The organism is Xenorhabdus ishibashii, assembly GCF_002632755.1.
Classification (GTDB): Bacteria; Pseudomonadota; Gammaproteobacteria; order Enterobacterales; family Enterobacteriaceae; genus Xenorhabdus; species Xenorhabdus ishibashii.
Genome location: NZ_NJAK01000001.1, coordinates 321793 through 347102, shown reverse-complemented (window position 1 = coordinate 347102; position 25310 = coordinate 321793). Strand labels below are relative to the sequence as shown.

Annotated in this window: 36 protein-coding genes and 2 pseudogenes; 34 read left to right on the top strand and 4 right to left on the bottom strand. The window is 43.7% G+C overall.

Features of this window, described 5'->3' with window-relative positions; all coding sequences use genetic code 11:
- Window positions 1-100 precede the first annotated feature (100 nt).
- The 8 genes and pseudogenes from Xish_RS01640 to Xish_RS01605 all read left to right on the top strand — a co-directional run bounded on the left by Xish_RS01640 (window position 101) and on the right by Xish_RS01605 (window position 5897).
- Window positions 101-544 (top strand): YbcN family protein, encoded by a 444-nt coding sequence (locus Xish_RS01640; protein WP_099116414.1) that lies wholly within the window; start codon window positions 101-103, stop codon window positions 542-544.
- 69 nt (window positions 545-613) lie between these two features.
- Window positions 614-1210 (top strand): recombination protein NinG, encoded by a 597-nt coding sequence (locus Xish_RS01635; protein ID WP_099116413.1) that lies wholly within the window; start codon window positions 614-616, stop codon window positions 1208-1210.
- Window positions 1207-1401, top strand: a complete 195-nt coding sequence (locus tag Xish_RS01630; protein WP_099116412.1) for a hypothetical protein — start codon at window positions 1207-1209, stop codon at window positions 1399-1401. The genes Xish_RS01635 and Xish_RS01630 overlap by 4 nt, the downstream gene beginning before the upstream one ends.
- Window positions 1398-2036, top strand: a complete 639-nt coding sequence (locus Xish_RS01625) for a hypothetical protein (RefSeq protein ID WP_099116411.1) — start codon at window positions 1398-1400, stop codon at window positions 2034-2036. Before Xish_RS01630 ends, Xish_RS01625 begins: the two co-directional genes overlap by 4 nt.
- A 910-nt stretch (window positions 2037-2946) precedes the next feature.
- A complete protein-coding gene (locus tag Xish_RS01620) occupies window positions 2947-3180 on the top strand; it encodes a hypothetical protein (RefSeq protein WP_099116410.1) in 234 nt (77 codons plus the stop codon).
- Window positions 3174-3971 carry a hypothetical protein gene (locus Xish_RS01615; RefSeq protein WP_099116409.1) on the top strand — a complete coding sequence of 266 codons (798 nt, stop codon included), beginning with the start codon at window positions 3174-3176 and terminating at the stop codon, window positions 3969-3971. The genes Xish_RS01620 and Xish_RS01615 overlap by 7 nt, the downstream gene beginning before the upstream one ends.
- A 123-nt stretch (window positions 3972-4094) precedes the next feature.
- Window positions 4095-5540, top strand: a pseudogene (locus Xish_RS01610) (site-specific DNA-methyltransferase); the annotation flags it as partial.
- A 39-nt stretch (window positions 5541-5579) separates the two neighbouring features.
- Window positions 5580-5897 carry a hypothetical protein gene (locus Xish_RS01605; RefSeq protein ID WP_141553928.1) on the top strand — a complete coding sequence of 106 codons (318 nt, stop codon included), beginning with the start codon at window positions 5580-5582 and terminating at the stop codon, window positions 5895-5897.
- Window positions 5898-5901: 4 nt separating this feature from the next.
- On the opposite strand, the gene Xish_RS01600 is transcribed toward Xish_RS01605, so the two are convergent.
- Complete coding sequence (locus tag Xish_RS01600) at window positions 5902-6123, bottom strand: hypothetical protein (RefSeq protein ID WP_038193254.1); 222 nt, start codon at window positions 6121-6123, stop codon at window positions 5902-5904.
- Window positions 6124-6284: 161 nt separating this feature from the next.
- Between Xish_RS01600 and Xish_RS01595 the strand changes: the two genes are divergently transcribed.
- The 5 genes and pseudogenes from Xish_RS01595 to Xish_RS01570 form a co-directional block, all read left to right on the top strand.
- Complete coding sequence (locus Xish_RS01595; protein WP_244185884.1) at window positions 6285-6608, top strand: phage holin, lambda family; 324 nt, start codon at window positions 6285-6287, stop codon at window positions 6606-6608.
- Window positions 6605-7000, top strand: coding sequence for a structural protein (locus Xish_RS01590; protein WP_099116406.1), 396 nt, complete (start codon window positions 6605-6607; stop codon window positions 6998-7000). Before Xish_RS01595 ends, Xish_RS01590 begins: the two co-directional genes overlap by 4 nt.
- Entirely contained in the window at window positions 6997-7458 is a 462-nt protein-coding gene (locus Xish_RS01585) for a lysis protein (RefSeq protein ID WP_099116175.1), read from the top strand. Before Xish_RS01590 ends, Xish_RS01585 begins: the two co-directional genes overlap by 4 nt.
- Window positions 7451-7717 (top strand): DUF4752 family protein, encoded by a 267-nt coding sequence (locus Xish_RS01580; protein ID WP_244185847.1) that lies wholly within the window; start codon window positions 7451-7453, stop codon window positions 7715-7717. Before Xish_RS01585 ends, Xish_RS01580 begins: the two co-directional genes overlap by 8 nt.
- An 857-nt stretch (window positions 7718-8574) precedes the next feature.
- Window positions 8575-8892 (top strand): annotated as a pseudogene (locus tag Xish_RS01570) (Rha family transcriptional regulator); the annotation flags it as partial.
- Between the two features lie 11 nt (window positions 8893-8903).
- On the opposite strand, the gene Xish_RS01565 reads toward Xish_RS01570, so the two are convergent.
- Both Xish_RS01565 and Xish_RS01560 read right to left on the bottom strand, forming a co-directional pair.
- Window positions 8904-9395, bottom strand: a complete 492-nt coding sequence (locus Xish_RS01565; protein ID WP_244186088.1) for a transposase — start codon at window positions 9393-9395, stop codon at window positions 8904-8906.
- 22 nt (window positions 9396-9417) lie between these two features.
- Window positions 9418-9741, bottom strand: a complete 324-nt coding sequence (locus Xish_RS01560; protein ID WP_099116405.1) for an IS630 transposase-related protein — start codon at window positions 9739-9741, stop codon at window positions 9418-9420.
- A gap of 84 nt (window positions 9742-9825) precedes the next feature.
- Between Xish_RS01560 and Xish_RS01555 the strand changes: the two genes are divergently transcribed.
- The 19 genes from Xish_RS01555 to Xish_RS18495 all read left to right on the top strand — a co-directional run bounded on the left by Xish_RS01555 (window position 9826) and on the right by Xish_RS18495 (window position 21810).
- Window positions 9826-10062, top strand: a complete 237-nt coding sequence (locus Xish_RS01555) for a hypothetical protein (RefSeq protein WP_244185882.1) — start codon at window positions 9826-9828, stop codon at window positions 10060-10062.
- A gap of 31 nt (window positions 10063-10093) precedes the next feature.
- Window positions 10094-10459 carry a hypothetical protein gene (locus Xish_RS01550; RefSeq protein WP_244185881.1) on the top strand — a complete coding sequence of 122 codons (366 nt, stop codon included), beginning with the start codon at window positions 10094-10096 and terminating at the stop codon, window positions 10457-10459.
- Between the two features lie 152 nt (window positions 10460-10611).
- Complete coding sequence (locus Xish_RS01545) at window positions 10612-10791, top strand: hypothetical protein (protein WP_099116403.1); 180 nt, start codon at window positions 10612-10614, stop codon at window positions 10789-10791.
- A gap of 12 nt (window positions 10792-10803) precedes the next feature.
- Window positions 10804-11436 (top strand): terminase small subunit, encoded by a 633-nt coding sequence (locus tag Xish_RS01540; protein ID WP_099116402.1) that lies wholly within the window; start codon window positions 10804-10806, stop codon window positions 11434-11436.
- Window positions 11437-11634: 198 nt separating this feature from the next.
- Window positions 11635-13077, top strand: a complete 1443-nt coding sequence (terL, locus tag Xish_RS01535) for a phage terminase large subunit (protein WP_099116401.1) — start codon at window positions 11635-11637, stop codon at window positions 13075-13077.
- Window positions 13078-13084: 7 nt separating this feature from the next.
- The gene (locus Xish_RS01530; protein WP_099116400.1) at window positions 13085-14185 is read left to right on the top strand and encodes a phage portal protein; all 1101 of its coding nucleotides are present in this window, start codon (window positions 13085-13087) and stop codon (window positions 14183-14185) included.
- Entirely contained in the window at window positions 14145-15104 is a 960-nt protein-coding gene (locus Xish_RS01525) for a DUF2213 domain-containing protein (RefSeq protein ID WP_099116399.1), read from the top strand. Before Xish_RS01530 ends, Xish_RS01525 begins: the two co-directional genes overlap by 41 nt.
- 9 nt (window positions 15105-15113) lie before the next feature.
- Window positions 15114-15602 (top strand): structural cement protein Gp24, encoded by a 489-nt coding sequence (locus tag Xish_RS01520; RefSeq protein ID WP_099116398.1) that lies wholly within the window; start codon window positions 15114-15116, stop codon window positions 15600-15602.
- A gap of 78 nt (window positions 15603-15680) precedes the next feature.
- A complete protein-coding gene (locus Xish_RS01515; RefSeq protein ID WP_099116397.1) occupies window positions 15681-16694 on the top strand; it encodes a major capsid family protein in 1014 nt (337 codons plus the stop codon).
- A 68-nt stretch (window positions 16695-16762) separates the two neighbouring features.
- Window positions 16763-17116: a hypothetical protein gene (locus Xish_RS01510; RefSeq protein WP_099116396.1), complete on the top strand. Its 354-nt coding sequence runs from the start codon at window positions 16763-16765 to the stop codon at window positions 17114-17116.
- The gene (locus Xish_RS01505; protein WP_099116395.1) at window positions 17116-17529 is read left to right on the top strand and encodes a DUF4054 domain-containing protein; all 414 of its coding nucleotides are present in this window, start codon (window positions 17116-17118) and stop codon (window positions 17527-17529) included. Before Xish_RS01510 ends, Xish_RS01505 begins: the two co-directional genes overlap by 1 nt.
- A gap of 3 nt (window positions 17530-17532) precedes the next feature.
- A complete protein-coding gene (locus tag Xish_RS01500) occupies window positions 17533-18003 on the top strand; it encodes an HK97-gp10 family putative phage morphogenesis protein (protein ID WP_208614796.1) in 471 nt (156 codons plus the stop codon).
- Entirely contained in the window at window positions 18004-18381 is a 378-nt protein-coding gene (locus tag Xish_RS01495) for a hypothetical protein (RefSeq protein ID WP_099116394.1), read from the top strand. It begins immediately after the preceding gene.
- Window positions 18369-18854 carry a phage neck terminator protein gene (locus Xish_RS01490; RefSeq protein WP_099116393.1) on the top strand — a complete coding sequence of 162 codons (486 nt, stop codon included), beginning with the start codon at window positions 18369-18371 and terminating at the stop codon, window positions 18852-18854. The genes Xish_RS01495 and Xish_RS01490 overlap by 13 nt, the downstream gene beginning before the upstream one ends.
- A gap of 14 nt (window positions 18855-18868) precedes the next feature.
- Window positions 18869-20332: a DUF3383 domain-containing protein gene (locus tag Xish_RS01485; protein ID WP_099116392.1), complete on the top strand. Its 1464-nt coding sequence runs from the start codon at window positions 18869-18871 to the stop codon at window positions 20330-20332.
- An 11-nt stretch (window positions 20333-20343) separates the two neighbouring features.
- Window positions 20344-20793, top strand: coding sequence for a phage tail fiber protein (locus Xish_RS01480; RefSeq protein ID WP_099116391.1), 450 nt, complete (start codon window positions 20344-20346; stop codon window positions 20791-20793).
- Window positions 20793-21206 carry a hypothetical protein gene (locus Xish_RS01475; protein ID WP_099116390.1) on the top strand — a complete coding sequence of 138 codons (414 nt, stop codon included), beginning with the start codon at window positions 20793-20795 and terminating at the stop codon, window positions 21204-21206. Before Xish_RS01480 ends, Xish_RS01475 begins: the two co-directional genes overlap by 1 nt.
- A gap of 71 nt (window positions 21207-21277) precedes the next feature.
- Window positions 21278-21415 (top strand): hypothetical protein, encoded by a 138-nt coding sequence (locus tag Xish_RS01470; RefSeq protein WP_208614795.1) that lies wholly within the window; start codon window positions 21278-21280, stop codon window positions 21413-21415.
- 218 nt (window positions 21416-21633) lie between these two features.
- Window positions 21634-21810 carry a hypothetical protein gene (locus tag Xish_RS18495; protein WP_167383198.1) on the top strand — a complete coding sequence of 59 codons (177 nt, stop codon included), beginning with the start codon at window positions 21634-21636 and terminating at the stop codon, window positions 21808-21810.
- Here the strand turns inward: Xish_RS18495 and Xish_RS01465 are convergent.
- Window positions 21807-21998, bottom strand: a complete 192-nt coding sequence (locus Xish_RS01465) for a hypothetical protein (protein WP_141553926.1) — start codon at window positions 21996-21998, stop codon at window positions 21807-21809. The genes Xish_RS18495 and Xish_RS01465 overlap by 4 nt on opposite strands.
- A gap of 165 nt (window positions 21999-22163) precedes the next feature.
- Here Xish_RS01465 and Xish_RS01460 point away from each other — a divergent pair, with 165 nt between their 5' ends.
- The gene (locus Xish_RS01460; RefSeq protein ID WP_099116387.1) at window positions 22164-22685 is read left to right on the top strand and encodes a hypothetical protein; all 522 of its coding nucleotides are present in this window, start codon (window positions 22164-22166) and stop codon (window positions 22683-22685) included.
- 65 nt (window positions 22686-22750) lie between these two features.
- Window positions 22751-25258, top strand: coding sequence for a hypothetical protein (locus Xish_RS01455; protein WP_099116386.1), 2508 nt, complete (start codon window positions 22751-22753; stop codon window positions 25256-25258).
- Window positions 25259-25310: the final 52 nt, after the last annotated feature.

Here is a 25310-nt window from a genome sequence, read left to right as displayed (position 1 = left end):
AATCGAGAGTTGAGCCACCGTGTCACCAGCGATGTACTGAGGGTGATCTACTGAAATGGAAAGAAGAGGATGCTATTTTCGAGGGATTATAGGAGGTTAGATGGAAGCTGATTTTTGTTTCCATGAATCGAACAAATCCCAAGCATGGGAAATCCTGAAAGAAACACTCCAAACGCAACAACCCCACCGCATCATCATCAAACCGTGGAAAAACACCAGAAGCCTATCTCAGAACGCGACTGCGCATATGTGGTTCGGTGAGATTAGTCGTTATCTGAAATCTAACGGGGCGAAATTTTCACCAGATGAAGTTAAAGAGATGATGAAACACACATTCTTGGGCTATGAGGTGGTGGAGCGGATTGATGCCAGAACTCAGGAGGTTGAGCACGTCAGAACACTGCGCCAGACCTCCAAATTAGACACTGGCGAAATGTTTCGATTCATGGAGCAGGTTGAACAGTGGGCTGTGGGTATTGGTTGTTTCGTGACAGTACCCGAAAACTCAGAGTATATGAAACTCAAACAGGAGCAGGAACGGTGAAATACCTCATATTCATCGGATTTTGGTTCGCATTATCACTAATGATGGGACTGGTGTTAGGGGGATAGGGTGGCAAAGTTTCGACAACGGAAATGTAAGGAATGCGGAGAGCGGTATGAACCAGAGCGGCAATTACAAAATACCTGCTCAATCCAATGTGCAATAGCCAGAGCCAAGAAACAAGAGCAGAAAAGACAGGAGGAACTGGAACGACGACGAAAGAAAGATAATGAAATCAAACAGAAGTTAGCCCGCGACAAACTCAGAGCCAGACGCCTAGCAGTAAAACCCCGCAGTTACTGGATTCAACAAGCCCAACGAGCCGTAAACGCCTATATCAGAGAACGAGACCGCGATTTACCGTGCGTTTCCTGTGGCGCCTACACGTCTGCTCAATGGGATGCGGGTCATTATCGGACTACCTCCGCAGCGCCGCAACTGAGATTTGATGAACGGAATATTCATCGTCAGTGCATTGTCTGCAACCAACATAAATCGGGGAATCTGGTTCCATATCGGGTGGAGTTAATCCGGCGTATCGGTCTGGAGGAGGTTGAAAGTATCGAATCCAATCATGACCGCCACCGATGGACGATTGAGGAATGCCAGTCAATTAAATCTGAGTTTCAGGAGAAATTAAAAATACTGAGACAGGAGGCCGCATGAGCATAGTCTTTGATGATTTTTATGAGGCTATCGAAGACGCTAGACATAAAAAAGAGAAATACAACCGAGACTACAACATAATCCAGTCCAAAGACCGCGCCATTGTTGTTGGTGAGATCATGCAGGGTGTCAGGATCATGTTTAGCACCGCCAATGATAGGTATCACACAGTATTGCCGGAGGTGAGATGAGGGATATTAACAGCTACAGGCATGTAGCCAATGCGCCAAGGAAATCATACCTAGGCAAAGTGCGCAGATTAACGCCAGCACAGGAGCGATGGGTCAAAGCAATCTTATCACTATGGGCTGATGAAATGGGTGGCTCGGCCTATTCTGGAAGATATGGCGGTGGTGGCTGCGATGGAATATGGCGATTTGTAAGTGGGTGGTCAGGAGAGCAGCAAGAGAAGTTTATGGATGTATTCGATAGCCTAAGAACTGCCGGATATAGAGGGGAAGAATTACTGAAAAAAGCCCACATGATTTTATTTCCCAAGCAATCACTCAGCGACATGTTTCAACGCGCCAACGATGTAGATGAAGCTGATTTTGTAGAGCAGGCTATCTTAAAAGCTTTTAGTAAGTCCAACCCTGTATATGTCCTCGCCACTGATTATTATCTTCGCAGAAACACCGTGCAAACTCTCGCAAATTATATGCAGAGTGACATTGCTCCGTGGTTGACCATCAAACAATGTATTGATCGGGTGAAATGGTGTATTAGTTTATTTCATGCCAAAGTTTATATGGTGTTGCAGGATGAAATAGTGCGAGAGCGCTCACAAAAAGGAATAGAAACAATAAATATTTCTGAAATAACTTGAAAAAAAGTTATGGGAGTGTATATTTTAGGTATGCTCGGAGCAAGAAGCGAAAGAGCGGGTAACAAGGCAAATCGGGGCGGCGCTTGTTATCGATTCCGCCCAGTTGGTTACTTCGACTTAGGTCTGGGACTCCAACCACTCCGGCTGAGAGGTCGGAATAAATTCCAAACCTCGCACTCGCGGGGTTTTTTCATTTCTACCAGTCGTCAACTCAGAGTTTGCAGCTCAACTCGATCATGGTCGGTCAACACCTACATCAATTTTAAATCAATAGGTTAAGTGTGATTTTGGGTGATGCGGTCAACATACTGATCGGGAGAGAATACTCATGAAAGATGAGTTCGAATGGTGCGATGAGTTCGATGGTTTTATTCAACTCCTGCAAAATATGCAGTAGTTCAAAATCCCGATATCGGAATTCCGGCATCGGAACAAATTCAAATAGTTAGGAATTCCGAACGGTTCAAATTCAAGGCATTTGAATAATGGTTGACATGGCATTTATTTCAACCAATTGTAATAACCTTCACACAAAGGCATTCAGTTAAAATAAGTCATGAGAATTTATAAAATCTATTAGCAACTGAGAGTATTGTGGAGCGATAGGTTTAAAGTGATTTAATATCAACATGGGCGTAATTATTAAGTTTTCATCATTAATTGGGATTTTATTCTATAAATTGAAATTATAAAGAATTTATATCTGAAATGATGTATTTAAGTGATCAATTAGGAGTTATCTTCTGATGATCGGGTAATTGTCATTCGATTGTTGCTATCTTCTTTAATTGTGTCGCTAAATATTGTTAACTTCGCTTATCGTGTTCCCAGATGGAATTTTATGACGTGCTACAATACAGAGCATAAATATGCGTAATTGGATTTTTTTACCAGTTATAAGGGGGAGGATATGACTAAATTTGCAAGAGCGATAAGATATTTTACAGCATCTCCTGATAAGATACTGACGCGAATCACGAAAGCTCCTTCTTGTAGCAGTACAAAGGATGAGGGGAAGATTATTGTTGATGAATATGGAAATCTGTCACTAAACCCCAACAACAAAGAAATTCAAGAATATTTTCGCGCAAATGTAAAAGCTGTAAGTGAAAAGTATAAAAAAAAGGCTACTAAACAATGCTAGGAGCTGCTCTTGTTTTAGTTGTCTTGGTGTGTGGTTACTTTTACACGAGTAACCACTTGCCTTCCCGCTTTAAGCAAAAAGAAGCCATTGGTTGGAATGCTTACTTTGATGTCGCTCTCAATGGAAGCCTTTTCCTTATCCAAGGTATTGCTTTATCAATAGTAGTATGGATTATATTGTTCTTGCTCATGTTTTTCCTAAATATTCCGTTATATTTAGGTTGCGAGTGCACTCCTTTTCGATTTGCTTTTACTATTTTCAACTCTAGCTTTCTGGGATTAAAAATGCCTTTATTTTTAACCCTAGGAATGACTATTGCTATATGTATCTCTTCTTCTAGAGATGCAGCTAAAGAATTTAGCAATCCGGAAAAAAGAAGAAAGTTGTATAGAGAAATTGCCTCACATAACTCCGTGGAAAAGATCTTGCTTGAATCAATAGATATGGGTTTGTTAGTTTTGGTGAGTTTGAAGTCAAGGAAGGTTTATGTAGGCATGGTTGATGAGTCACGGTTTGAATCATTAGATACAGCTACGCTAGTTATCTTTCCCTTCTTGAGTGGATACAGGGATAAAGATACATTAACTTTTTATATTGAAAATAACTATGCGATACATTATTTTGAAAATAATATCACGTTTGACTCGCAACCATTATCTGTTTATCACTATCGTCATGCGTTACCAAGAGAACAAATAGAGTCTATTTCTTTATTCGATACCAGTACTTATTACGCATTTCAATCTAAATTAAAAAAAGAAGAAAACAAAACGCTGGATATGGACAAATAGCCCTTCCTAAAATATATTTTTTAATGAATTAATAAAAGGCCGCATTAAGCGGTCTTTTCTGTTTATGCCACCGCAATCACTTCCAGAACTTCAGTATCTCTTATTGCGGCTGGCGACCTATTCATTACAGGGAACTCGTTGATGGCAATTGAAGAATGCTATAACTTCACTTGGCAGGGTAAGGCTCGCGCACGCCAAATAGCCCAAGTGCCACCAACAGGCACTTTGCGCCCTTGTAAAGAAGAGAGTGTGAATTGGGATACCACAGGGAACCTGTTTATTGAAGGTGACAATCTTGAAGTGCTTAAGATATTGCAAAAGTCTTATCACAAGAAAATAAAGATGATTTATATCGACCCGCCTTACAATACGGGCAAGGATTTTATCTATAAAGACCGGTTCAGTGATACATCGGGTCGGCGTCATACAAATTGGCTGAATATGATGTTTCCGCGGTTGCTCGTTGCTAAAAACTTACTTCACCCAGAAGGAATGATATATATCTCTATAGATGATAATGAAGTCTTTAATTTAGTGAAGGTTTGCGAAGAAATATTTGGATACGACGCCATTAAAGTTATTGTCATTAAAATGAGTGAAGCCAGCGGCCTCAAAATGGCCAGCGTCAAAAAGCAAGGTACTATTCCAAAATTAAAAGAATATATCATTGCGATAAAACCGAGTGGTATCAATAATATTGAATTCACCCCCATAAAGAAGTCTGGGTGGGACTCGGAGTATAATATATATTTGGATAATTTTAGCAGGGAGAATAGGGACTTTTACGACGCGATAAAAGATTCGGCGTATCTTAGTGACGAGCAGTTAAAAAAATTAGATGAAATTTTATCAGGGGTAACCTTAAGGTCTTTGTCCGAAGTATATAAAGGACCCGTTTCCAAAAAGAATGAATGGCTTTTCGATAATAGCTGGCGAATATGTCAGTGCGTCAAATCCAGTAGTGTTTACAAACTAAGCGAAGAAAAGAAGAAGAACAAGAAAGTAAGTGGCGTTTTCTCTGTTAAGTCAGCTCAGGGGTTAGTGTATCTTGTACGCGGAACATACCCAGAAACCAGCCAAAACCCCAGACTGCAATTAATATTTGCCTCTGATAACCTGTTTGTTCATCCTGGCGATCTTTGGTCTCACATTAAAACTACAGGGCTTAATAACGAAGGTGGTGTACCTTTCAAAAATGGGAAAAAGCCATTAAAGCTCGTGACTGAACTGATTGGCTCTTTAAAATCCCTTAATGATGGCGATATCGTTTTAGACTTCTTCGCGGGTTCAGCAACGACGGGCGAAGCGGCAATGATAGTGAGTAAAAATAAAAATATTAAATTAAATTACATACTGGTTCAGTTGCCCGAAAATTTAGAGGACACTTACAAATTAGCCAGTACTGAGATGAAAAAGCAAATAAAAGCGTCTATGGATTACTTAAATGAATCGGGTAAGCCACTTAACTTAACAGAATTGGGAAAGCAAAGAATGAGAATAAGTATTGAAAAATACAAAGCTGAATCTCAAATGGGTGGGTTTAAGGTATTTAAGCTTGATCAAGCTTAACACTCCAATCTTACCCCTATTAACTCACTAGCGAGGTGAATGATGAAGATTATAGTAAATTTTCCTAAAGTGAATTCGAGATTGGAATTTAAAAACAATGATGGCATAAAACAGCAAAGCATATTGTCTTTTTCTTCTAAACGAGTGGCAACACTAGAAGCTGATGTTTATGTTTGCCTGCAAAAAGAAGATGAAGTCCTTTTTCATGAAACGCCTCATGTAAAATTATTTTATGTCGAAGACTATAATGAAAGATCGACGTTTTCAGATTTTGAACTCAGAGCAACAGAGTGGGCTAAAAGTAAGTCGTTAGAATTTGTGAGTCATATTAATAAGGTGCAATCACTTGCACCTTGATTTGCTATTTCAGAAGGTTGATTAAGTCCTTGCCAGCATGTCCCCTTGCGTGACTTGAGACGTGTTTTAATACCATCTTTTCTAACTTCTTCTTTGTCTCTTCTGGATTAGCGGATTCTGAGATAAGAAACTCAATTATTGCAACAGTTAATTCATAGCTTAATTGGGACTTGTCATAAAGAAAATTTTGTTCTGGTGACATTCTATGCCCGCCAATGACAATCATATTTTTTCCTTTTTAGAGGTAATCAGCCATCCCTCTGCGGGTTGATTGATTTTTGGCTGATCTAACAGCTTACCTTAACTATCAACCCATTACTTTTAACCAACTCACAGGGGTAACCATCGTTCACCCCACGGACGCCCATTGTTCAGATGGGGTGGAATATGAAGATGAAAGAAAATCCTGATTTATGGGCTGACATATTAAACGGCCTGAAAAACTCATGGCCGCAAATATCCGGCTCTGTTTTGGCGGCATTAATTTGTTACGGGCGCCTGATTTATGACGGCGTGGAACGAAAGAACCGCTGGGTCGAGGCACTACTGTGTGGTGCGCTGTCATGGAGTGTATCCAGTGGATTGGAGATGTTCGGCATTCCTGCCAATTTTGCACCGGCTATTGGCGGTGCCATTGGGTTTATTGGTGTTGAGAAGCTGCGTGAGTTTGCTGTTCGTGCCATTAATAAACGCTTGGGAGGTAAAGAGTGACCAGAGGTATTAGGAATAACAATCCGGGCAATATCCGCCATGGTGACCAATGGCAGGGACTGTGCAGCAGGCAGACTGATAAGTCATTCTGTCAGTTTATCGCACCAGAGTACGGTATTCGGGCAATGCTCAAAATCCTGCACAATTACGTGAAACTCTACGGCGATAATACCATCCGCCAGTTTATTTCCCGCTGGGCACCACCAAATGAGAATGACACTGAGAGCTACATCACGTATGTGAGCCAAACAGTCGGTGTATCCAGTCATGCCGTGATTGATGTTAACGACAAATCCATCATGACAGCATTGACTAAAGCGATGATCCAGATGGAGAACGGCAAGCAGCCTTATTCTGATGACATCTTCGAACGGGCGCTTGAGATGCTATGAAATTCAACAGCCACTACTTCACTTTCGGTATCATGGGGTTGCTCGCTGGTGCATTCTGGTTCTATTACGGTGAGTATCGGGGCAAGGCCGAAGAATACCATAACTTAAAGTTAGTGTATGACGGACAGGTCATCGCGATAAACGAGCAGCAAGAACGTATCCAGCACCTCACAGAGTTAAACACCAAGCACACTCAGGAACTCGCCCATGCCAAGACTGAAATCGATACTCTTCGGGCTGATGTTGCCGCTGGCCGTCGCAAGCTGCGCATCAAAGCCACCTGCCCCGTGTCTGAAACCGTTACCTCCGGCAGCGTGGTCGATTCAACCACCGTCGAACTCACTGGAGAAACTGGATCTACTGTTCTCGATATCCGAGAAGGCATCATCAACGACCGGGCAAAACTGAGATATTTGCAGGATTATGTAAATACTGAATGCAGAGGAAATAATGGGTGAGATGATTATTGGCTATATGACAGGCGGTCTCATGGTAATTGGTTACCTGTATATTTTGCTTAAGGCGATGAACTGGTTGGGCGGCCTACTGGTCAGTGCCTATTACAATCGCCGCAAGGAAGAGCGAAAGCAAAAAGCTGTTAACGAGCTGTATGATGCATACCAACTTGACCGGATACAGGATGGTCACACTATGAAGATAGCTACGAAAGGCGGCTTAGTGATTATGATGTATCGGCAACAATCAGATGGCAAATAATAACCTGCCACCCCAGAGCAAATGATACTGAGGTGGCAGGATGCGATGCTTTAACTTCAGGTAACTCATAGTCTATGGATTTCATGAGTAATTACATGAAATTAATACGGCGGGTTAGCGATCCACGCCCGTTTTATTGCAGGTAAAACGTTTTTTTCATAATCGGGTAAGCTATGAACATTCGGATAACGGGTCTGTACATACTTAACTCCTCTGAATGTTGGCTCTGAAGTAAATCCAAGCAGGTATAGATATCTGTCTATATTCGACATATTAATAGACCCATAAGCTAAGTCAGCGAATGTGGCTTTAATAGTTAATCTTCCGGTTCTATCTGTACTTAAGAACCTACATTCAATGAGATACTCTAAATATACGTCAAGAATATCAGCACCGAGAGAATGGGGCTGTGAATGCGTAGTGACCGTTTGAGCACAGGAAACTCGCCTGCTTCTTACAAGCGGGTCTTTGGTTCTAAATGGATCTCGTGGATTTATCGGCATAACGACCTCCTCAAAAACACATGTGCGAAATACTTAATTCTATATTTATCTAATAACAAGCGAATAATGCTTAACAATTAGTTACCCTCTGAAACTAAAGTGAATATTTCTTTGCCCATTCCCTTGAGTGGTTAAAGAAATAACCCATGCTGCCACCTCGTTCCCATCGCGTACCCAACGCACACGGGATGGTGGCATTTTTATATCTGAATTTCACCGTGCATTCACACGCATACCAATAAAAACGCAGAGCCTTACAGAAAGTCGAGCCTGAGAAAACCGTTATTAATAGGGTATTTCTGCGGGCGGTTTTTCTGTGTGAACAAGTTCGGCTTTCTATAAGGAAAATACCCGATGAAATTAGTCAAAACGAATAAAGCCAATCTTCCCGTAACAGAAGCACCGACCATGACCAGCTTGGAAATGGTGGATTACATCAATGCTGACCGTAAGGCTAAAGCAGAGGCAGAGGGATTAGCGTTCCCGTGCAAAAAGTACAAAAAATTACGTCATTCAGATTTCACTAAAAAGGTGCCAAAAGTGCTTGGGGAGGGGTGTGCGAAAAATTTCTCACACCCCATAAAGAACCAACAGAACGGCGAGATTTACCCAGGATATAAATTCCCCAAGCGTGAGTCTTGTCTGATGGCAATGAGCTATAGCTATGAGTTATAGCAGAATCATCATAACCTGACATATTCAATATGCTCCGTAAACAACTCATCAACCGAACATCTTTTTTGCCTCCTGATCGCTTTTGCTCCGCCCCATTTGTGTTCTATTGGGTTCAAATCCGGACTATAAGCGGGAAGCCATTCCAGTTGACATCTGCTGTCTGCTATCGCTTGTGCCGTGTCATTCCGTTTATGGAAAGGCGCATTGTCCATCACTATCACGGTGCCGTGTGGAAGCTTTGGCAGCAAATCTTGTGTCATCCACGCATAAAAAACATCGGCATTAATATTCTCGGTAAACAAGCTTAAGGTGACGAAGGTATTTTCGAGAATGGCATCAATGACGTTGATACGGCCTTTTGCGTGCCAGTCATGCGAACCAAAACAGCGTAACCCTTTTTCCGAATAGCCATGTTGACGTGGCATCGACTGAGCAAAACCACTTTCATCCAAATACACAATCGGCCTGCCAGCCCGCTCATAGTCGCTGATGCGCTCGATAAATACCTGACGAGCCTGAAGATCAGCGCGAGGGTGTTTTAACGTTTTTTTTATGGGTGATCCGAAGCCGTTTCAAGGCATAATGAATAGCCGATTGTGAGACACCTAAACGTTTTGCTCTTTCCCATTGATAGTCATCGGGAAAGTGTTGGACATCCGCCATGAGCACTGCATCAGGGATTTTCGTGGCAGGTTTATTGCGGGTCATGCAAGGTTCTATCTGATTGCACCACCGGAACAAGGTGCGCATGGAGACTTCAAAATGGGCACTCGTTTGTTCAAAAGTCAACGAATGCTTGTCTTTGTATGCCAATACTCTCTTTCGAAAATCTAAGCTGTAGCCCATCTCATTTTATGCCTTGTCATCTTAGGTTTAGATATTATGTCATATTGATATGATTTAGCTATACAAGCTCAGGTGTTCGATCACATGACTGATCTTGAGGTGAAATCTGGCTTCGGATTTACCATCCAACAACTACAAGACATGCTTGTTTTGGCAAAAAAGGCGTCTGACGAGGATTCCTCTGATGCTGGCCGCAGACTGAGAAAGCGACAAGATGACCTGATTACCCTCAATAAGGCTGAAAAGCTGATTAATGACCTCGGTCAGGTGGCTCTTGGGTTGATTGGTGGCGGTAAAGAGGTAATCACTAATGAAAGATAATATATCACCATGCGATTTCTTTTGTAGCCGAGTGGCCGAGGCGTACTTACTTCATTTAGTGGCGACATGGCGTCGCCCTATTTATCGGTATGAAACTGGCGACATTGAAGTCTGCAAACATTTTCTATGGGGCCTGTTAGATGGATACCCCAAAGACAGAATGAATGATGGCTATCGAGCGCGATTCTACTCAAAGCTATTGAAAGAATTTGACGCCACTCCGATTAAGGGAGCTATTATTTGCGGTGGCAAAGTGCCGGAATTGAACAGTAGAGGGATTAAGTACATGAATGCTCTCGTTCATCAATATGGCGACATGCTAACTGACATTGGTGTGCAAGATGAATATGGAACGCTGATCCCGCCAGAGAGTTACAAAGGTATAAATTTAGAGTGATTACCCATTATATAAAATTCTGCAAAGCATCCATATTCGGGTGCTTGATAGAGGTTTGTGTCAGTTTTGGGCTGAAATGGTCTCGCTCCGATAGGGGGTTTATATAAATAGAGCCAGTTGTTTATTCTGAATTCAACCAAAGAGAGGTAAATATGCCTGAGCACCAGATACCACCGGGACTGCGCCCGATCAGACCTTTGCCTGATATCGCTCCTAAAGAAGAAGCCAAGGCTAAGATGTTGCTGGATATCGTCAAACTCAAACGATACTACGGACTCAATAACGAAGAATTAGAGCAGGTCATGAAGATAGCTTGTTACTTATCGAAGTAAGGAATCAAGACAATGGCACAAAAGAAACCTACACTCACCAATGAGCAGCAAGTTCTTTTTGATGCCCTAACAAAACAACAGCAAAAATTCGTGTTAGGTATCTTAAAAGGACTGAATCAGACAGATGCCTACAAACAGGCTGGCTACAAGGCAAAAACGGAAGAAACAGCAAGATCTTGTGCAAGTGAAATCCTAACAAATCCTAACGTTAAAGCGTTTCTCGATGCCATGAACCAAGAGGCGGTTTCTGATGCGGTTATGAGTCGTCAGGAAGCCTTAGAACGCTTATCAGCAATGGGGCGTGTATCTATTCATGATATCGCCGACTTCCGTAACAGTCAGGTAGGGGAAGACGACGAAGGTAAGCCCGTATTTCAGGCTACTTGGCAATTTAAAGATTCAGCCTTGCAGAACCCAGCAGCACTCAGTGCCATTTCAGAACTGACCACCGGAAAAGACGGCATCAAGTTAAAGCTACATGATCCGAAAACCGCCATTAAACAGCTGGCGGAACTGCTTGGTTGGGAATCAGCGAAAAAAGTCGATTTGAGTTCTACTGACGGCTCAATGTCCCCGAACAATATCGACCTCAGTCACCTGAGTTTTGAGCAGCTACAGGAATTGAGAAAAAATCGTGAAAAGTAGCCCTATTTAACATAATGGCTCTAACACGAACATGCGATTTTGAGTTCAGTTAAATTCGCTACCCAAACGGTTAAAACTTCAAATCTTCCCGTCAAATTCAGTATCTTTATTTGTTACTGATTTGTTATCAAAAACGTGAAAATCATTTCACCGTGATTTTGGCGCGAACCGCGTATTTTTCTCACTTTGGGCACCGACATGGATATCGATAATGCAATGCTGGATGAGGCTATCGAAAGAGAGATTGCCCGGCGCAGTCTGCATGAGTTCATTCAGTATATAAACCCTGACTATATCACCAGTGATTTCTCGCGTCAGGTTTGCGCGGCACTGGATGAATTTTTGATTGATATGATGGCAGGCAAACGCCCAATCCTGATACTGGGTGCGCCGCCACAGCATGGTAAATCGGATATTGTTTCGCGTTACCTGCCAGCGTACTTCTTTGGTAAATACCCGGATAAGCGTGTTGCTGGCTTGTCCTACGGCAAAGATTTAGCTTCTGACATGAACCGTGACGTGCAGCGCATCATGGTGAGTGAGGAGTATCGCAATCTATTTCCAGCGTCATCACTGAATCCAAAGCGGGTTGTGACCATTGAGACAATGGCGAAAAGAAACAGCGAAACATTCGAGATTGTGGGTAACAAAGGATCTTATATTGCAGCGGGTGTTGGTGGGCCATTAACGGGCAAGAAAGTTGATTTAGGCATCATAGACGACCCGATTAAAAACGCTAAAGAGGCATTAAGCCCAACAACCAAAAATGCCATCTGGAACTGGTACGTCTCCACCTTCAAGACGCGCCTGTCGAAAAACAGCGGCGAAATCATCATGGCGACGCGCTGGGCAACAGACGACTTGTCCGGTAAGGTGATTGAAATCAGTTCAAAAGCGAAGGTGCTGGCATTCCCTGCTATCAATGAGGAAGGCGAAGCGCTGGTGCCGGAATTACACCCGATAGATAAGCTGTTAGAGACCAAAACGATATTGGGTGATTACTTTTGGTCAGCAATGTACCAGCAATCACCTAAACCGTCCGGCGGCACAATCTTCAAAGAGGATTGGGTGAAATACTACCTGCCTAAAGATTTACCTGAGAAATTCGATCGGGTTATCCATAGCTGGGATATGACCTTTAAGGATAGTGAAGGCACTGACTATGTTGTGGGTCAGGTCTGGGGTAAGAAAGGTGCTAACTCCTATCTATTGCATCAAGTGCGCGAACGTATGAGTTTTACAGCCACCCTGAAAGCGGTCAAGAAAATGGCTGACCAATTCCCCGATGGTCGCCGTAAGCTGGTGGAAGATAAAGCCAATGGCCCCGCGGTGATTAATTCACTCAAAAACACCGTATCCGGCCTGATCCCCGTCGAGCCGGACGGAAGCAAGGTTGCCCGCGCCCACGCGGTTACGGCTGAATGGGAAGCCGGAAACATCTTTTTGCCCCATAAAGATATCGCACCGTGGATCACCGAGGCGGTGGATGAAATCACCACGTTCCCCGTCGGCGCACATGATGACGTGGTGGATACCATGACACAGGCACTACGCGATTTGTATCAGAAAAAGCGGGGTATCAGTATGAACCCAGGCATCGTTAATCAGGCTGTGCGCCATTCACGCATCATTCGTCGGTAAACATCATATGATAAGAAAACAAAAACGTCAGGTGGCAAGGTCACGGCGGGGATTCGCTTTGTCTCAAGCAATAGCAGACAAACTGGAATCAGAGAAATATATCCCGACGTATGAAGAAGTTAAGAGTATCTATGGTCCAGCAAAAACACTGGGGGCACCGAAAGAAGCAACACTAGCTATGGATGCCTCTTTAAGCTCAGCAGGAGCCTATACCCTTATCCAGCATGCATGGGAGCATGGACAGGGTTATGCGCTGGGGCCATCATTTATGGGTTATGCGGCGTTATCATCACTCACACAGAACGGACTAATCAGAGCCTGTATTGAAACCGTGGTTGATGATATGACGCGGGAGTGGATAGAAATTAAGTTGTTAGATAGCCCCGAAGATAAAAAGAAAATTGAAGATGCACTGATCGACTTCAAGGTGAAAGATATCTTCCATAAGGCAGGTGAATTTAACGGTTATTTCGGTGGCTGCCTGATATTCATTGATACGGAGGCGACAGATAACCAATTACTGGTGCCGCTGGATATCTCAGAAAAATCAGCAGAGCTGAAAAACTTTAAACGCTTTGTGCTGGTGGAGCCTATCAATATTTTTCCCGGCAGATATGAGAGCACTGACCCACTGAGTCCTCGCTATTTTAATCCTGATACATGGTGGATATTGGGTAAAGAGGTTCATAGTTCCCGATTAATACGCATTTGCGGCAATGAAGTACCGATTCTACTTAAGCCTTCATACAACTTTATGGGAATGCCACAGGCACAATTGTTGTACGACTATGTGATCCACTTTCAAGACAGTCGAACTTCTGCCGCACGGTTGTTGGAGAAGTTTTCTCTGACAGCATTAAAAACCAACATGGAAGACATTCTGACCAACCCAAACGCGACTAAATCACTGGACGGCCGATTAGCTTATCTGGCTTCCGTTCGTTCAAACGATGGCATTCTGGCGATTGATAAAGAAATGGAAGATATCATCAAATTGGAAACTCCACTAACTGGAGTGACTGATATTGTCCGCCAAATGCTGGAACTGATTGTGGTGATTAGGCTCTATTGGCACAACGCCAGTATGGGAATCGCCCTATCTGGATAACGCATTAACCGTAACAGACCAGATGGCAATTGATGCCATTCAGAATGGTTCGTTAAAGGAACTCAGTTGCGGCTATTTTTTTGAACCTGATTTCACATCGGGTGAGTTTAACGGGGCTACATATGATTTCGTGATGAGAAATATCCGAGGGAATCATGTAGCACTGGTCAAAGAAGGTCGGGCTGGTCCCGATGTGTACGTACATGACGGTTTACCGTCTCAATTACAGGAACAGACAATGCCACAGGAAAACCAAGTGCCCGGTAGTGTTGAGAATAACACCGCGATTACACAGGACGATCCTAATGCGGCTCAGTCAACTGAAAACCAGAAGCCGACTGAGTTCGTAATAGATAACGATGCCGTCAGAAAAAAAATGACGGAGTTAGGATTGGCAACAGATGATGAAGCTGCTGTACAGACCTTTATTGGTGGTATGCAGTTTGCCCATGAACTGGCAGAAGGCGAATCAACCTCAGCGCCCGTTGGGGACAACGGTCAGGAAAAACCCAATTCGGTGAACGATAATCCGGTTGGGGAAAATTCGGGAGAAAACAAGGAGAATACAACCGCCATGGATCATAAGCCGAAAATCACAATGGATGCTAACGCTATTCGCCAGCAGGCCATTGAACAAACTAAGGTGCATTTTAAGGCACTCAATGAAGCTGGGCAAAAAGTCCGTTCGCTGGTGGGAGAGCTGGACATCATGGCTTTTGATAGTGCCGAAGCGATTTATGCGCATGCATTGAAAAATAAAGGCTATGACCCCAAGAAATACGACAAAACCGCATATAAAGGCATGGTAGATATACTAGCAACACAAAAGCCCTCTGCATTCACACAGAATCCGGTTATGGATGCCGCGCCAAGTAGTCTAGAAGGTCCATTTGCGGGTTTGAAAAACATTAAAATCTAAGAGGTTATCATGGCATTACAAAAACAGGTTGGACTGTACTACGCTCCGGCGGTTCCCGGTGACAGAGCCACACAAAACCCCGTGATTTACACGCAGGGCAATCCGCGAGCAGAAGGCGAGATCACCATCGGTCATTTCGTGTTTGCAGGCACGGATCCATTCCGGCAGGTCAAAGCCTCCACAACAGGCAAAAGCGCACCGGTGGGCTTTGTTGAGCGCATACTAGCGTATTACAACTATAACCTGACATCGCCTGCAACAATGACTATCCCAGACCAGACAGACGTTACAATTGCAGCTCGTGGTGATTTCTGGTGTGCGCCAACCAATCAGAGTGCGTCCACTGGTCAGACGGTGTTTGCATCTACGACTGATGGCAGTATTCAAACAGGTGATGCAAAAACCCCGATTGAAGGTCACGTCAAAACCGACTGGATTGTCAAATACTACGACACTGACAGCAACCTCGCCCTAATTTCTAACTGGCAGACTGCCTAATTACCTGACTGAAATTATTCACGCATGACAACACCCTGTAATAACGGGTGGAATTTGTCATGCGTACTGGAGAATAGAATGAGTAAACTCTCTTTTGAGCAGGCCAAAAAATACGGCTTTGTTTTTAACGGTGCCCGTGAATGGATCACCCGCGACAATATGCCGCGATTGATTCAAGATGCGGCGTTAATCACCTCACCAAACTCTACTATTCCGGCTGAATTGCTGGCCTATGTAGATCCGACAATTATCGAAATTCTCACCGCTCCGCGTAATGCACGCGAGGTGTTCAGTGAGGAAAAACGCGGAGACTGGACAACGCCATATATGAAATGGCGCGCGAATGAGGTCACGGGTAATACCGCCGCCTATTCAGATTTTGGTCACTCCGGTAAATCTGGCACGAATTACGAATGGCATGTTCGCGAGCAATATCGCTATCAAACTATCATTCAGTATGGTGATTTAGAGGCGGATATGGCGTCTGAGGCGAAAATCAATCTTGCTGCGGATAAACAGCGTGCAGCAGCGACCATTATCGATATCGACAGCAATAAATTCTACCTTTTAGGGGTGGCAGGCCGTGAAATTTACGGCGCATTAAATGACCCAAACTTAACTCCTGCGATTGTTGCTGCCCCTTCAGGGGAAAAGAGTTCAATTAAGTGGATTGATAAAAACACACGGCAGCGCTATAACGATGTTCTGAACCTGTTTGCGCGTTTGGTTAATCAGACTCAAGGGTTAGTTTCTGAACGTGACAGGTTAATTCTGACTATTTCTCCAACACTGCGCGTGCAACTCGGGGATGCAACAGACTTTAACGTTTCAGTGATGAAGATGCTGACGACCTATTTCAGTAACCTAGAAATCGTCAGTTTGCCACAATTGGGCGGAGTAAGTGGTGAAACTATGCAGTTGATCGCCCCTAAAGTTGCAGGCATGGAAACTGGGTTGTTAGGTTTTGGTGAGAAAATGCGAGCAGGTCGCATTGTGCCTGAAATATCTTCATTCTCGCAGAAATTCACTGCAACCACTTACGGTGCGGTGATTCGTATCCCTGCAGCCATAGCTCAAATGACGGGCATGTAACTCATACATAACAATCAAAAATTCAATGGTCTCTCAGGAGGCCATTTTTTATTTCGGAGAAAGTCAGAATGTCAAAAGAAAAAACTGTTAGTGTCCGCCTTAATCACCCGCATGGTATTGAGTTCCCAATGCCGGATAGTACCAGTGTGGTTTTGGCGGGAAATGCCTTTCATCTATTTGGACAGGAAAAAGGCATACTTCCAGTTGGTCTCTATGGAGAAACGACAGTCGATGCGGATAAATGGGATTACATCTTGAAAACTTACGGTGAGATGGCAATTTTCAAAAACAATCTGTGCATCTGGGATGAAAAAGAGGCAAGCGCCAATGACAAGGCGCGCGAGAAAAAAAAGCTTCGTCATGGTCGTGAGCCAGTTGATACCAGTAAGACCACCACTAAACCTGCAAAGGAGAATGCCTGATGGCGGTCGTCACATTTGATAGTGGCGAATTCCTGAAACTGTATCCTCGATTTGCGGGCGTCCTGACGGACGGACAACTGCAACAGGCGTTTGATGTAGCCTGCCTACTGCTGGATAACTCCGATAACTCGATTATTCCCTATGAACCCAATGGCACACAGGAACGTAAGACGCTACTGTATCTGCTGGCCTGTCATATTGCGACAGTAACGTTATGGGGAAATAACGAACAGGCGGGACCCGCATCCAGCGCAACGGAGGGGGCAGTCAGTGTCTCGTTTGCGGTTCCTGATGTTGCCAATGCTTCGTGGTTTAAAACAACGCCATGTGGACAAATGTACTGGCAGGCAACCCGTAAGTATGTGGTGGGTGGACGCTATTCAGCGGTGAAACATTATCATCCGTGGGGATAAATCATGGCTATCAAAGGTGGCGATAAGCTCAGAGCGGCACTGGAACGCATCGCCAATACACAAACAATTCAGGTACAAGCTGGAGTATTGGCAGGTGCTACCAATGAAAAAACGGGTGAATCGATCGCCCCCTATGCTGCCGCTAATGAATTCGGTACAAAAAACATTCCGCCCCGTCCTTTTATGCGCGCGACTATTGCGAACAAATCTAACGAGTGGGCGCAACTTCTTGCTAGTCAACTTCGCGGAAGGATGCAGGATGGCAGTAATATAGAGGCTGCGTTCAATGTGGTGGGTAAAGAAATGGCGTTAGATATCCAAGACAGTATCGAGCAATCATTACCCCCTCCGAATGCCCCAGCAACCATCGCGAGAAAAGCCAAAAAAGGAATAGCTGCTCCAGATAAAACGCTGGTGGACACCGGTAGTATGCAGCGAGCGATTGATTATGAAATCGTGAAAGGAGGGAAATAAATGAATGTCAGAGGTATTGCCAACAGCCTAATCACTGCTGTTAACCCGAATACCAACGCTGTTCTACTAACAAACGATGGATATACGATAACGGACTCCGGTAAACAGATCCCCAAATATACTGAACATGAAATCACGGTGCAGCTCCAAAGTCTCAGCACGCAAGATTTAGAGCATTTGGGGGTGATTAATCAGCAGGGGCAGTTCATCTATGCCTATACCAGAGGGCAAATATCAGCAATCCGGAGAACAAAACAGAAAGGCTCTGACCGAATAAAATTCACAGCCTACGGTGAAAATGAGGAATCAGAATGGAATGTTACCAAAGTCATTGAGTCCTACCCGACGTGGGTTAAGGTGCTGCTATGGCGGCAATAACAGTTATTCACGCTGATTTGTTCATTGAAGTTAGAAAATATCTCATTGAGTTATTTCAGTGCGACGTTACTCAGGGATATCAAAATGATGTTCCAGCTCCTGAAAACGGTGTTGTGATGCACGTTTTGTTTGAGCGAGATATTGATTACATTGCCAATTATTACCATCACGAATCGGCAACCATCACAGCACAACGCTCTGTCGAATTGACTATGCAGTTAGATTTTTACGGTGATGAAGCTGATTCACGAGCACGGGTAGTGGCAAATCTCTGGCAGTCGAATTATACCACAGCTCGATTCAAAAAATGCCAGCCACTCTACAGTGAGCAGCCTCGCAAAATGGTTCTGTTGAACGAGGCTAACCAGTACGAAAACCGCGTAATGCTTGAAATCAAGCTGCAATATAACCCCGAAACGATCTACTCAGTCGATAGTACCGACTCATTCTCTGTTGATCTCAACGCTATTTAATAAGGTAAATACCTATGAATTCTATTCCGGCAAGTGACATTGTCAGCGTCCTGCCCGGCGTTGTTGGCACGGGCGGAAATCCCTTGGCATTGAACGCTATTTTTATTACTAAAAGCACCCCTAGCGCCATGTTGGGTGTAAAAGCATTCGGCAGTTCCGAGCAGGTCTCAGAAATCTTCGGAACGAAATCCAAAGAATATGAAGCCGCACAGGTCTATTTTTCAGGCTTTGTCGGCTCAACAACCCGACCCGAAACGCTGTATATCGCGTCAATGGTGACAACCAATCAGGCTGCAAAGCTGGTGGGTAGCAAAGTACCAATCAGGGATTTTAACCATATCCCTCAAGGACTGGAGCTGGATATTGACGGTAAGCACCAAGTTGTCACCATTACGCCAGTAGAAATTAAATCCTATTCCGCATTGGCCGAGGCTGTATCAGCATCACTAGCCAAAGCCGGTGTATGCAAATATGACCCTACCAGCCGTACATTTGCCATTGAAGGCGCTAAAAAAGGTACTGGTGGTACTATCAGTTTCGGCTCTGGTGATTTGGCCGAATACATGGGGCTGACAGAGGAAGCAGGCGCACAGAAAAATAATGGTATTGATGCGGATACTATTGATGAATTGATGCCTCGCATTACCAAAGAGGTGAATAATTTTGTTTCCATTATGGCGATTGGTGATTTCAGTTCTGATGAGAAAATAGCTATTTCCAGATGGGTGACGTTACAAAATGACCGCTATGTACACGTGTTGTATTCCAATGGCGATTTGGTGGCATTGGAGGCATTGGAGGCAATTTCTAGCGCCATTCACGAATCCGATATTGGCGGAACGTGCCTGATGTACGGAGACCATACTCATGGCGCATTTGCTTGTACCTATGCGGCATCATTGAATTTTAATGAATTAAACGGTCGGGCAACATTTGCGTTCCGTCGTCAGGAAGGTCTAAAACCCACAGTGACCGAGAAATCATTAGCTGATGAGCTATTGCGTCTCAGATTTAATTTCTATGGTGCTTACGGTACAGCCAATGATCGGTTCATATTCGTGAATCAGGGTTCAATTTCCGGCAAATTCAAATGGATGGATAGCTACGTCAATCAGGTATTCCTGAACAGCCAATTACAACTGGCGTTAATGACCATGCTCACCAGTTTTAAATCCATTCCCTATAACGAAACCGGAAAAGCTATTCATCGCGCAGCTCTCAAAGACCCCATTGACCAAATGTTACGGTTTGGCGGTATTCAGCGCGGCGTTGTTTTGTCTGAACAACAGAAAAAACAAATTAACGTCGAGGCGGGTTTTGATGCTGCTGCTCAGATTCAGGCTGAGGGCTGGTGTGTCCTCATTGATGACACACCTGCACAGACTCGCGGATTACGTAAATCAATGCCATTGAAATTCTGGTATGCCGACGGTGGTAGTGTCCAGAGAGTCGAGCTTCCATCAATTAACGTCCAGTAAGGAGCAATATAATGACAATGGGGCACAACCCAAACACGATCACCTCAGCAAATGCCGTACTCATGCTGAGGTGTAAAGGGGTGTATGACGATTACGTCCAGATTCAGGGATTTCAGGCGGATAATGCGTGGGAATTCGGCGAGGTCACTCTCGGAGAAACCCGTATTGGGGTGGACGGGAAGCAGTCTGTCGGCTACGTCCCTCATGAAACACAGTGGACGCTGTATCTGGAGGCGAACAGCCCGTCAACTCAGGTAATGGAGAATATTCGAAAAGATTTCAATAGTAATAAAGAGGCACGGTTTATTGATATTGTGGTGGAGCTCCCTTCTATCAAAAAACGCTATAGCGGCACGGGTGGACTAATCAGCATGACAGGGGGCGCGAGCGGCAAAAAATTATTGGACGGAACCAGCTACAAATTCAACATGATCACTAACGGCGCAGAGGAAATTGCATAATGTCCAACTTGAAATCCAAAACAATCACTATCGAATCAGGCCGTGATGTAGGGAAAATGTTTGTTATCACTGAAATGCCGATTGTTAAGGCTGATGACTGGGCGATGCGTGCCTTATTCACTATCGCTAACGGTGGTATTGATATTGGTGATATCCGGCCTGAAATGGGAATGATGGGGATGGCGCAAGTTGCTATTAAGGCATTATCAAGCATTCGTGCGGAAGAAGGTATTCCGCTACTGAATGAACTACTCGACTGCGTACAAATCGTTCCATCCGGAGGGAATGCCCGAGCTATCGAGTTCAATTCCGATATCAGAGATGTTAAGACAATGTTTATTCTGCGAAAGGAGGCGCTAGCTATCCACATTGATTTTTTAACACAAGGCGCTGGCTCAGACTCGAAAAATTAAAGGCTGGCCTGCCGCTAAAAGATGGCATTTTGGCAGAGACAAATAACGTCTCCAGCATCGTGTATCAGGTCGTGACGTCAGGGTATGCGACCTATCACGAACTCTCTACGATATATGGACTCGAAGCCGCGCTGAATCTGATTGAAATACATCAAGTCAGTGAATACAACAAGCAGTTGATGGAAAAACTCAATAGCGACCCGCATTAACATCGCCTGTATGTTATTTAAGCGCAAATGCTATATTTGAATCACGCTAAATATAAGTGAGGTGACAGATGTTAAAGCAGATTGCCGCCGCTTTACTGTTATTCCCATGTGCGTTGCTGGCGGGTAATCGCCGTATTAAGCAGTAGCGATGCGTTTAGCCCGGTAAATGCGGTACTAGATAGGTGTAACAGAATGAATTAACTCATTGGAGAAAAATAATGAAATTTGAAGATCTAGAGTTTGATGCAAGAAAAGCAGCGATTGAAGTATATAAAACAATTGTTATTCGTGAAGCGGGATTAGTCGATGGCAAGGAGAAGGAAATACAAACAGCCAGACTGGAAAATCTGGCTGAAAGTATAGTGAAAGGCTTTTCAAAACTTATTGAAAGCTAACTTTTTTCACTCTTGATTTTCTTAAAACGCAATTCTAATTTATCGAAAACCTTAATTATAGCGTCTGCTTTTTTTGAGCCATCAATAGGTTCACCAACAAAGGCGCCAGACCTTATCAATTCTATTACAACCTGATAAGCAGCATCAGTCGGTTTCAGTAATGGACTTTTTAATTCATCAGCCATCATTTTTCCTCATTTTGTTTGTGGATCAACCAAGCTATCACTTTCCCTTAATTGCGAAAAGTGAGTGCAACCTCGCCTGATGTGGTTAAAAGCAGGCATAAATCTAAGGCCGTGCATTGCATAGCCTTTTTGTTTTAGGTCACGTTAAATTTTCTAAAGGTGGTAATCATGCTCATTCGTAATAACGAACTTATGGAGAAAGGCATGTCAATTACTTATGAAGACATTAAGAAACAAAGAGCCAATCTTGAGAGTAAGTATCGACTTCGCAAAGCTGAGTTACAGAAATATGGACATAAGTTAGTCCATGAGTATTGTGCTTCATTATCACTAACAAATAGTGTTTGGCGGGATAGTGAAGGTGATGAATATAGCTATGTTTCAATTGGATCTGTGGATGAAAAAGGTAAGTTCCACAAAAAACCTTTAGAGTCACTCAGTCTAAGTGAAAACTACGAGTTAAAGTTCAAGATAGCTACTACCGTTGATGATTCACCTTTGACGGGAGGTGATCTTCATGCTGTTAGTATTTCAATGTGGATAATAAATGGAAATCTTCATGTTGATGTGGGTGGCGGACAGAAAGAATTCATCATTTCTTCTCCATCAGAAGAGGGGGTTTTTATTGAAGTATGTTCTGCAATAAAGCAGTTAATCATAATGAGCTTTACGGACTCAAGGCTTGACTAAAAGCCTTAGTTCACCTGCACAGGGTCGCGATTGCGACCTTTTTTGTTTCTAAAAAAGGAGTCCCAATGGCGACCTTAGTTGACACGCTGCTTGTCGCGTTAAAATTGGACATGTCCGGTTTTGCTAGTGATGCGAACAAAGCAATCAAAGCACTTGATGATCTGGATAAGAAGGCTGATGGCGCATCTACTACGGTAGTGAAATTGTCAGATGGAACCGATAAGGCTGCGGACAGTTCAAAAGATTTGAATCAGTCTAACCAATCTTTGACTAAATCGACTGAAATTGTCGGTAAAACCACTAAAAATACATCTAATGTTGTGTTGAGTTTTTCCGACAAACTCAGTGACGCTTCCGATAAAACTCAGAAAATGAGTAAGTCCGTTGGCGGCGCTGTTAAAGCACTTGCAGGCCTGTTCACGACGATTTTCGTCTCTAGCGGGCTGGCAAAATTGGTTAGCGAGGTCTCACAGTCTAACGATCAGCTTCACTTTCTAAGCAAAAATTTAGGCATGAACGCGGACACCATCAAAAAGTGGCAGAACGTCGCGGAAATGTCTGGTGGTAGCGCGGACGGCATGGCGGCCACCATGTCCAGTCTCAATAAATCACTGTGGGATTTGGTTACAGTCGGCGATGCGTCCATATTGCCATTTTTCAATGCGCTAGGTGTTGGGGTGGTAGATTCCTACGGGAAAATCAGAAATCTGGACGATATACTACTGGATATGGCAGACAGCTTATCTAAGCTACCACGCCCACAAGCGTATAGTATTGCTAAAAGTATGGGATTGGATGAAGGCACTATCAATCTGTTACTTGAAGGAAAAGATGCGGTTCAGAAAAAACTGGACGCGCAGAAAAACGTAGTCATATCCACCAAAGAGGAACTGGAACTTAACCGCCAACTCAGAGAGCAAAACTCAGTGCTCGGCCAACAATGGGAAGGACTGAAAACTATTGTTGCTAATTACCTGATACCGAGATTGTTGAAACTCTCTACTATGGTGACAGGGTTCCTTGAATACCTGAATAAAAACCGAGAGACGGCTCTTAATGTATTTAGACTGCTATCAGTCTTTTTAACACTGACGCTTATCCCAGTATTATTCCGTGTAGGCCGTATGTTACTACTGGCTTTTGCTCCATTGCTTGGTACTACAGGAATCATTCTTGCCCTTGCTGCTGCACTCTGGGTATTGTATGACGATTACCAGACATGGAAAAAAGGCGGTGATTCTGTACTTAACTGGAAAGAGTGGGATGAATCAATCACGTGGATACTTAAGAAACTGGGTGAGTTCAAGGAGTGGTTCAAAGATACTACTATCGGCAAATGGTTCACTGATGAAAAAGGCGAACTGGATTCATTCAAACTCACCCTAGGTGGCCTTGCGTTATTCTTAGGTGGCCCTTGGTTAGCGAGTATTTTAACTACATTAGGCTTGGCAGGGTTAGGTTTATTGAGGTTCTTTGGTTGGCCTGGTGCATTGATTGGTGGTGCTATTTGGGCTTTCAATGAACTTAAGTCCAAGATTGATGAATTCGACTGGGATTCAGCAGCTAAAGATATGGCGAAAGTAGGTGTTAAAGCAGCTAAGGCCGTAAAAACAGTCAAAAAGCTAACAAACGCCGAAACAGTATCAGAGCAAGGCCAAGTACTGTTTGATACAGCAAAATCATTACCCGAAGTGAAACTCATCACCGATTCAATACAGGTGGGCACAAATATAGTAAAGAGCAACACAGACGAGCAAGGTAGAGTTAACTGGTCTGGTGTGGTGGGAAGTACCGTTGATTCATTTAATAAGGCTGCAAAAATCGCTGCTGATGGTGCAAAGAATAAACCGAAGCCCAAGCCATTACCTGAAACTCAAAAAGGTAATACCAGAGGAGAACGTAACAACAACCCTCTTAATATGGAGTTTGCCAAGCAAAAAGGGGCAACAGTAGAGGATCACCCTGAGAAGCGCTTTGCTAAATTTAACACTCCTTATGAAGGGGTGGAGCGCACAGCATGGCAATTGAGGCGATATTTCAATGGGCTGACAGATAACGTTAAACGCCAATCCGTCGATTTAATTGTACGAAAATGGGCGCCCCCAGGTGGAAAAGATAAAAACCGCACAGAGGATTATATTGATAGGGTTGCGCAGCGGCTAGGCGTCGGTAGGCATGATCGATTGGATTTAAATAACCATAACATGATGTACGCCCTTATGAATGCCATGAGTCAGGAGGAGATAGGGAAACCACTTCCGTACGATAAGAATCTGGTTATGGCTGCAATCAAGAGGAAGAGTGATCCTACCGTCAATTTAGCTAATAATATTAATTCATTCTCTGAATATATATCAAAACCAATGGTCAGCAACATGCCAAACGCAGGCGCTGAATTTTTGTCTCAGACTCAAAAAATAAATTCCATGCCTACTACTGTGAGCAACAAAACTGATATCACCATCGGAGACATTAATGTAACCACTACAGCTAATACGGTGACTGGAACGGTAACGGATGCAGGACAAGCAGCTAGAGAAAGTTTGTCTCAAATAATCCCATCTATGGGATAAGGGAGGCGTAATAGCAACTTTGCTTTTCTGTATCTTATTTGTTCAGAAGGAT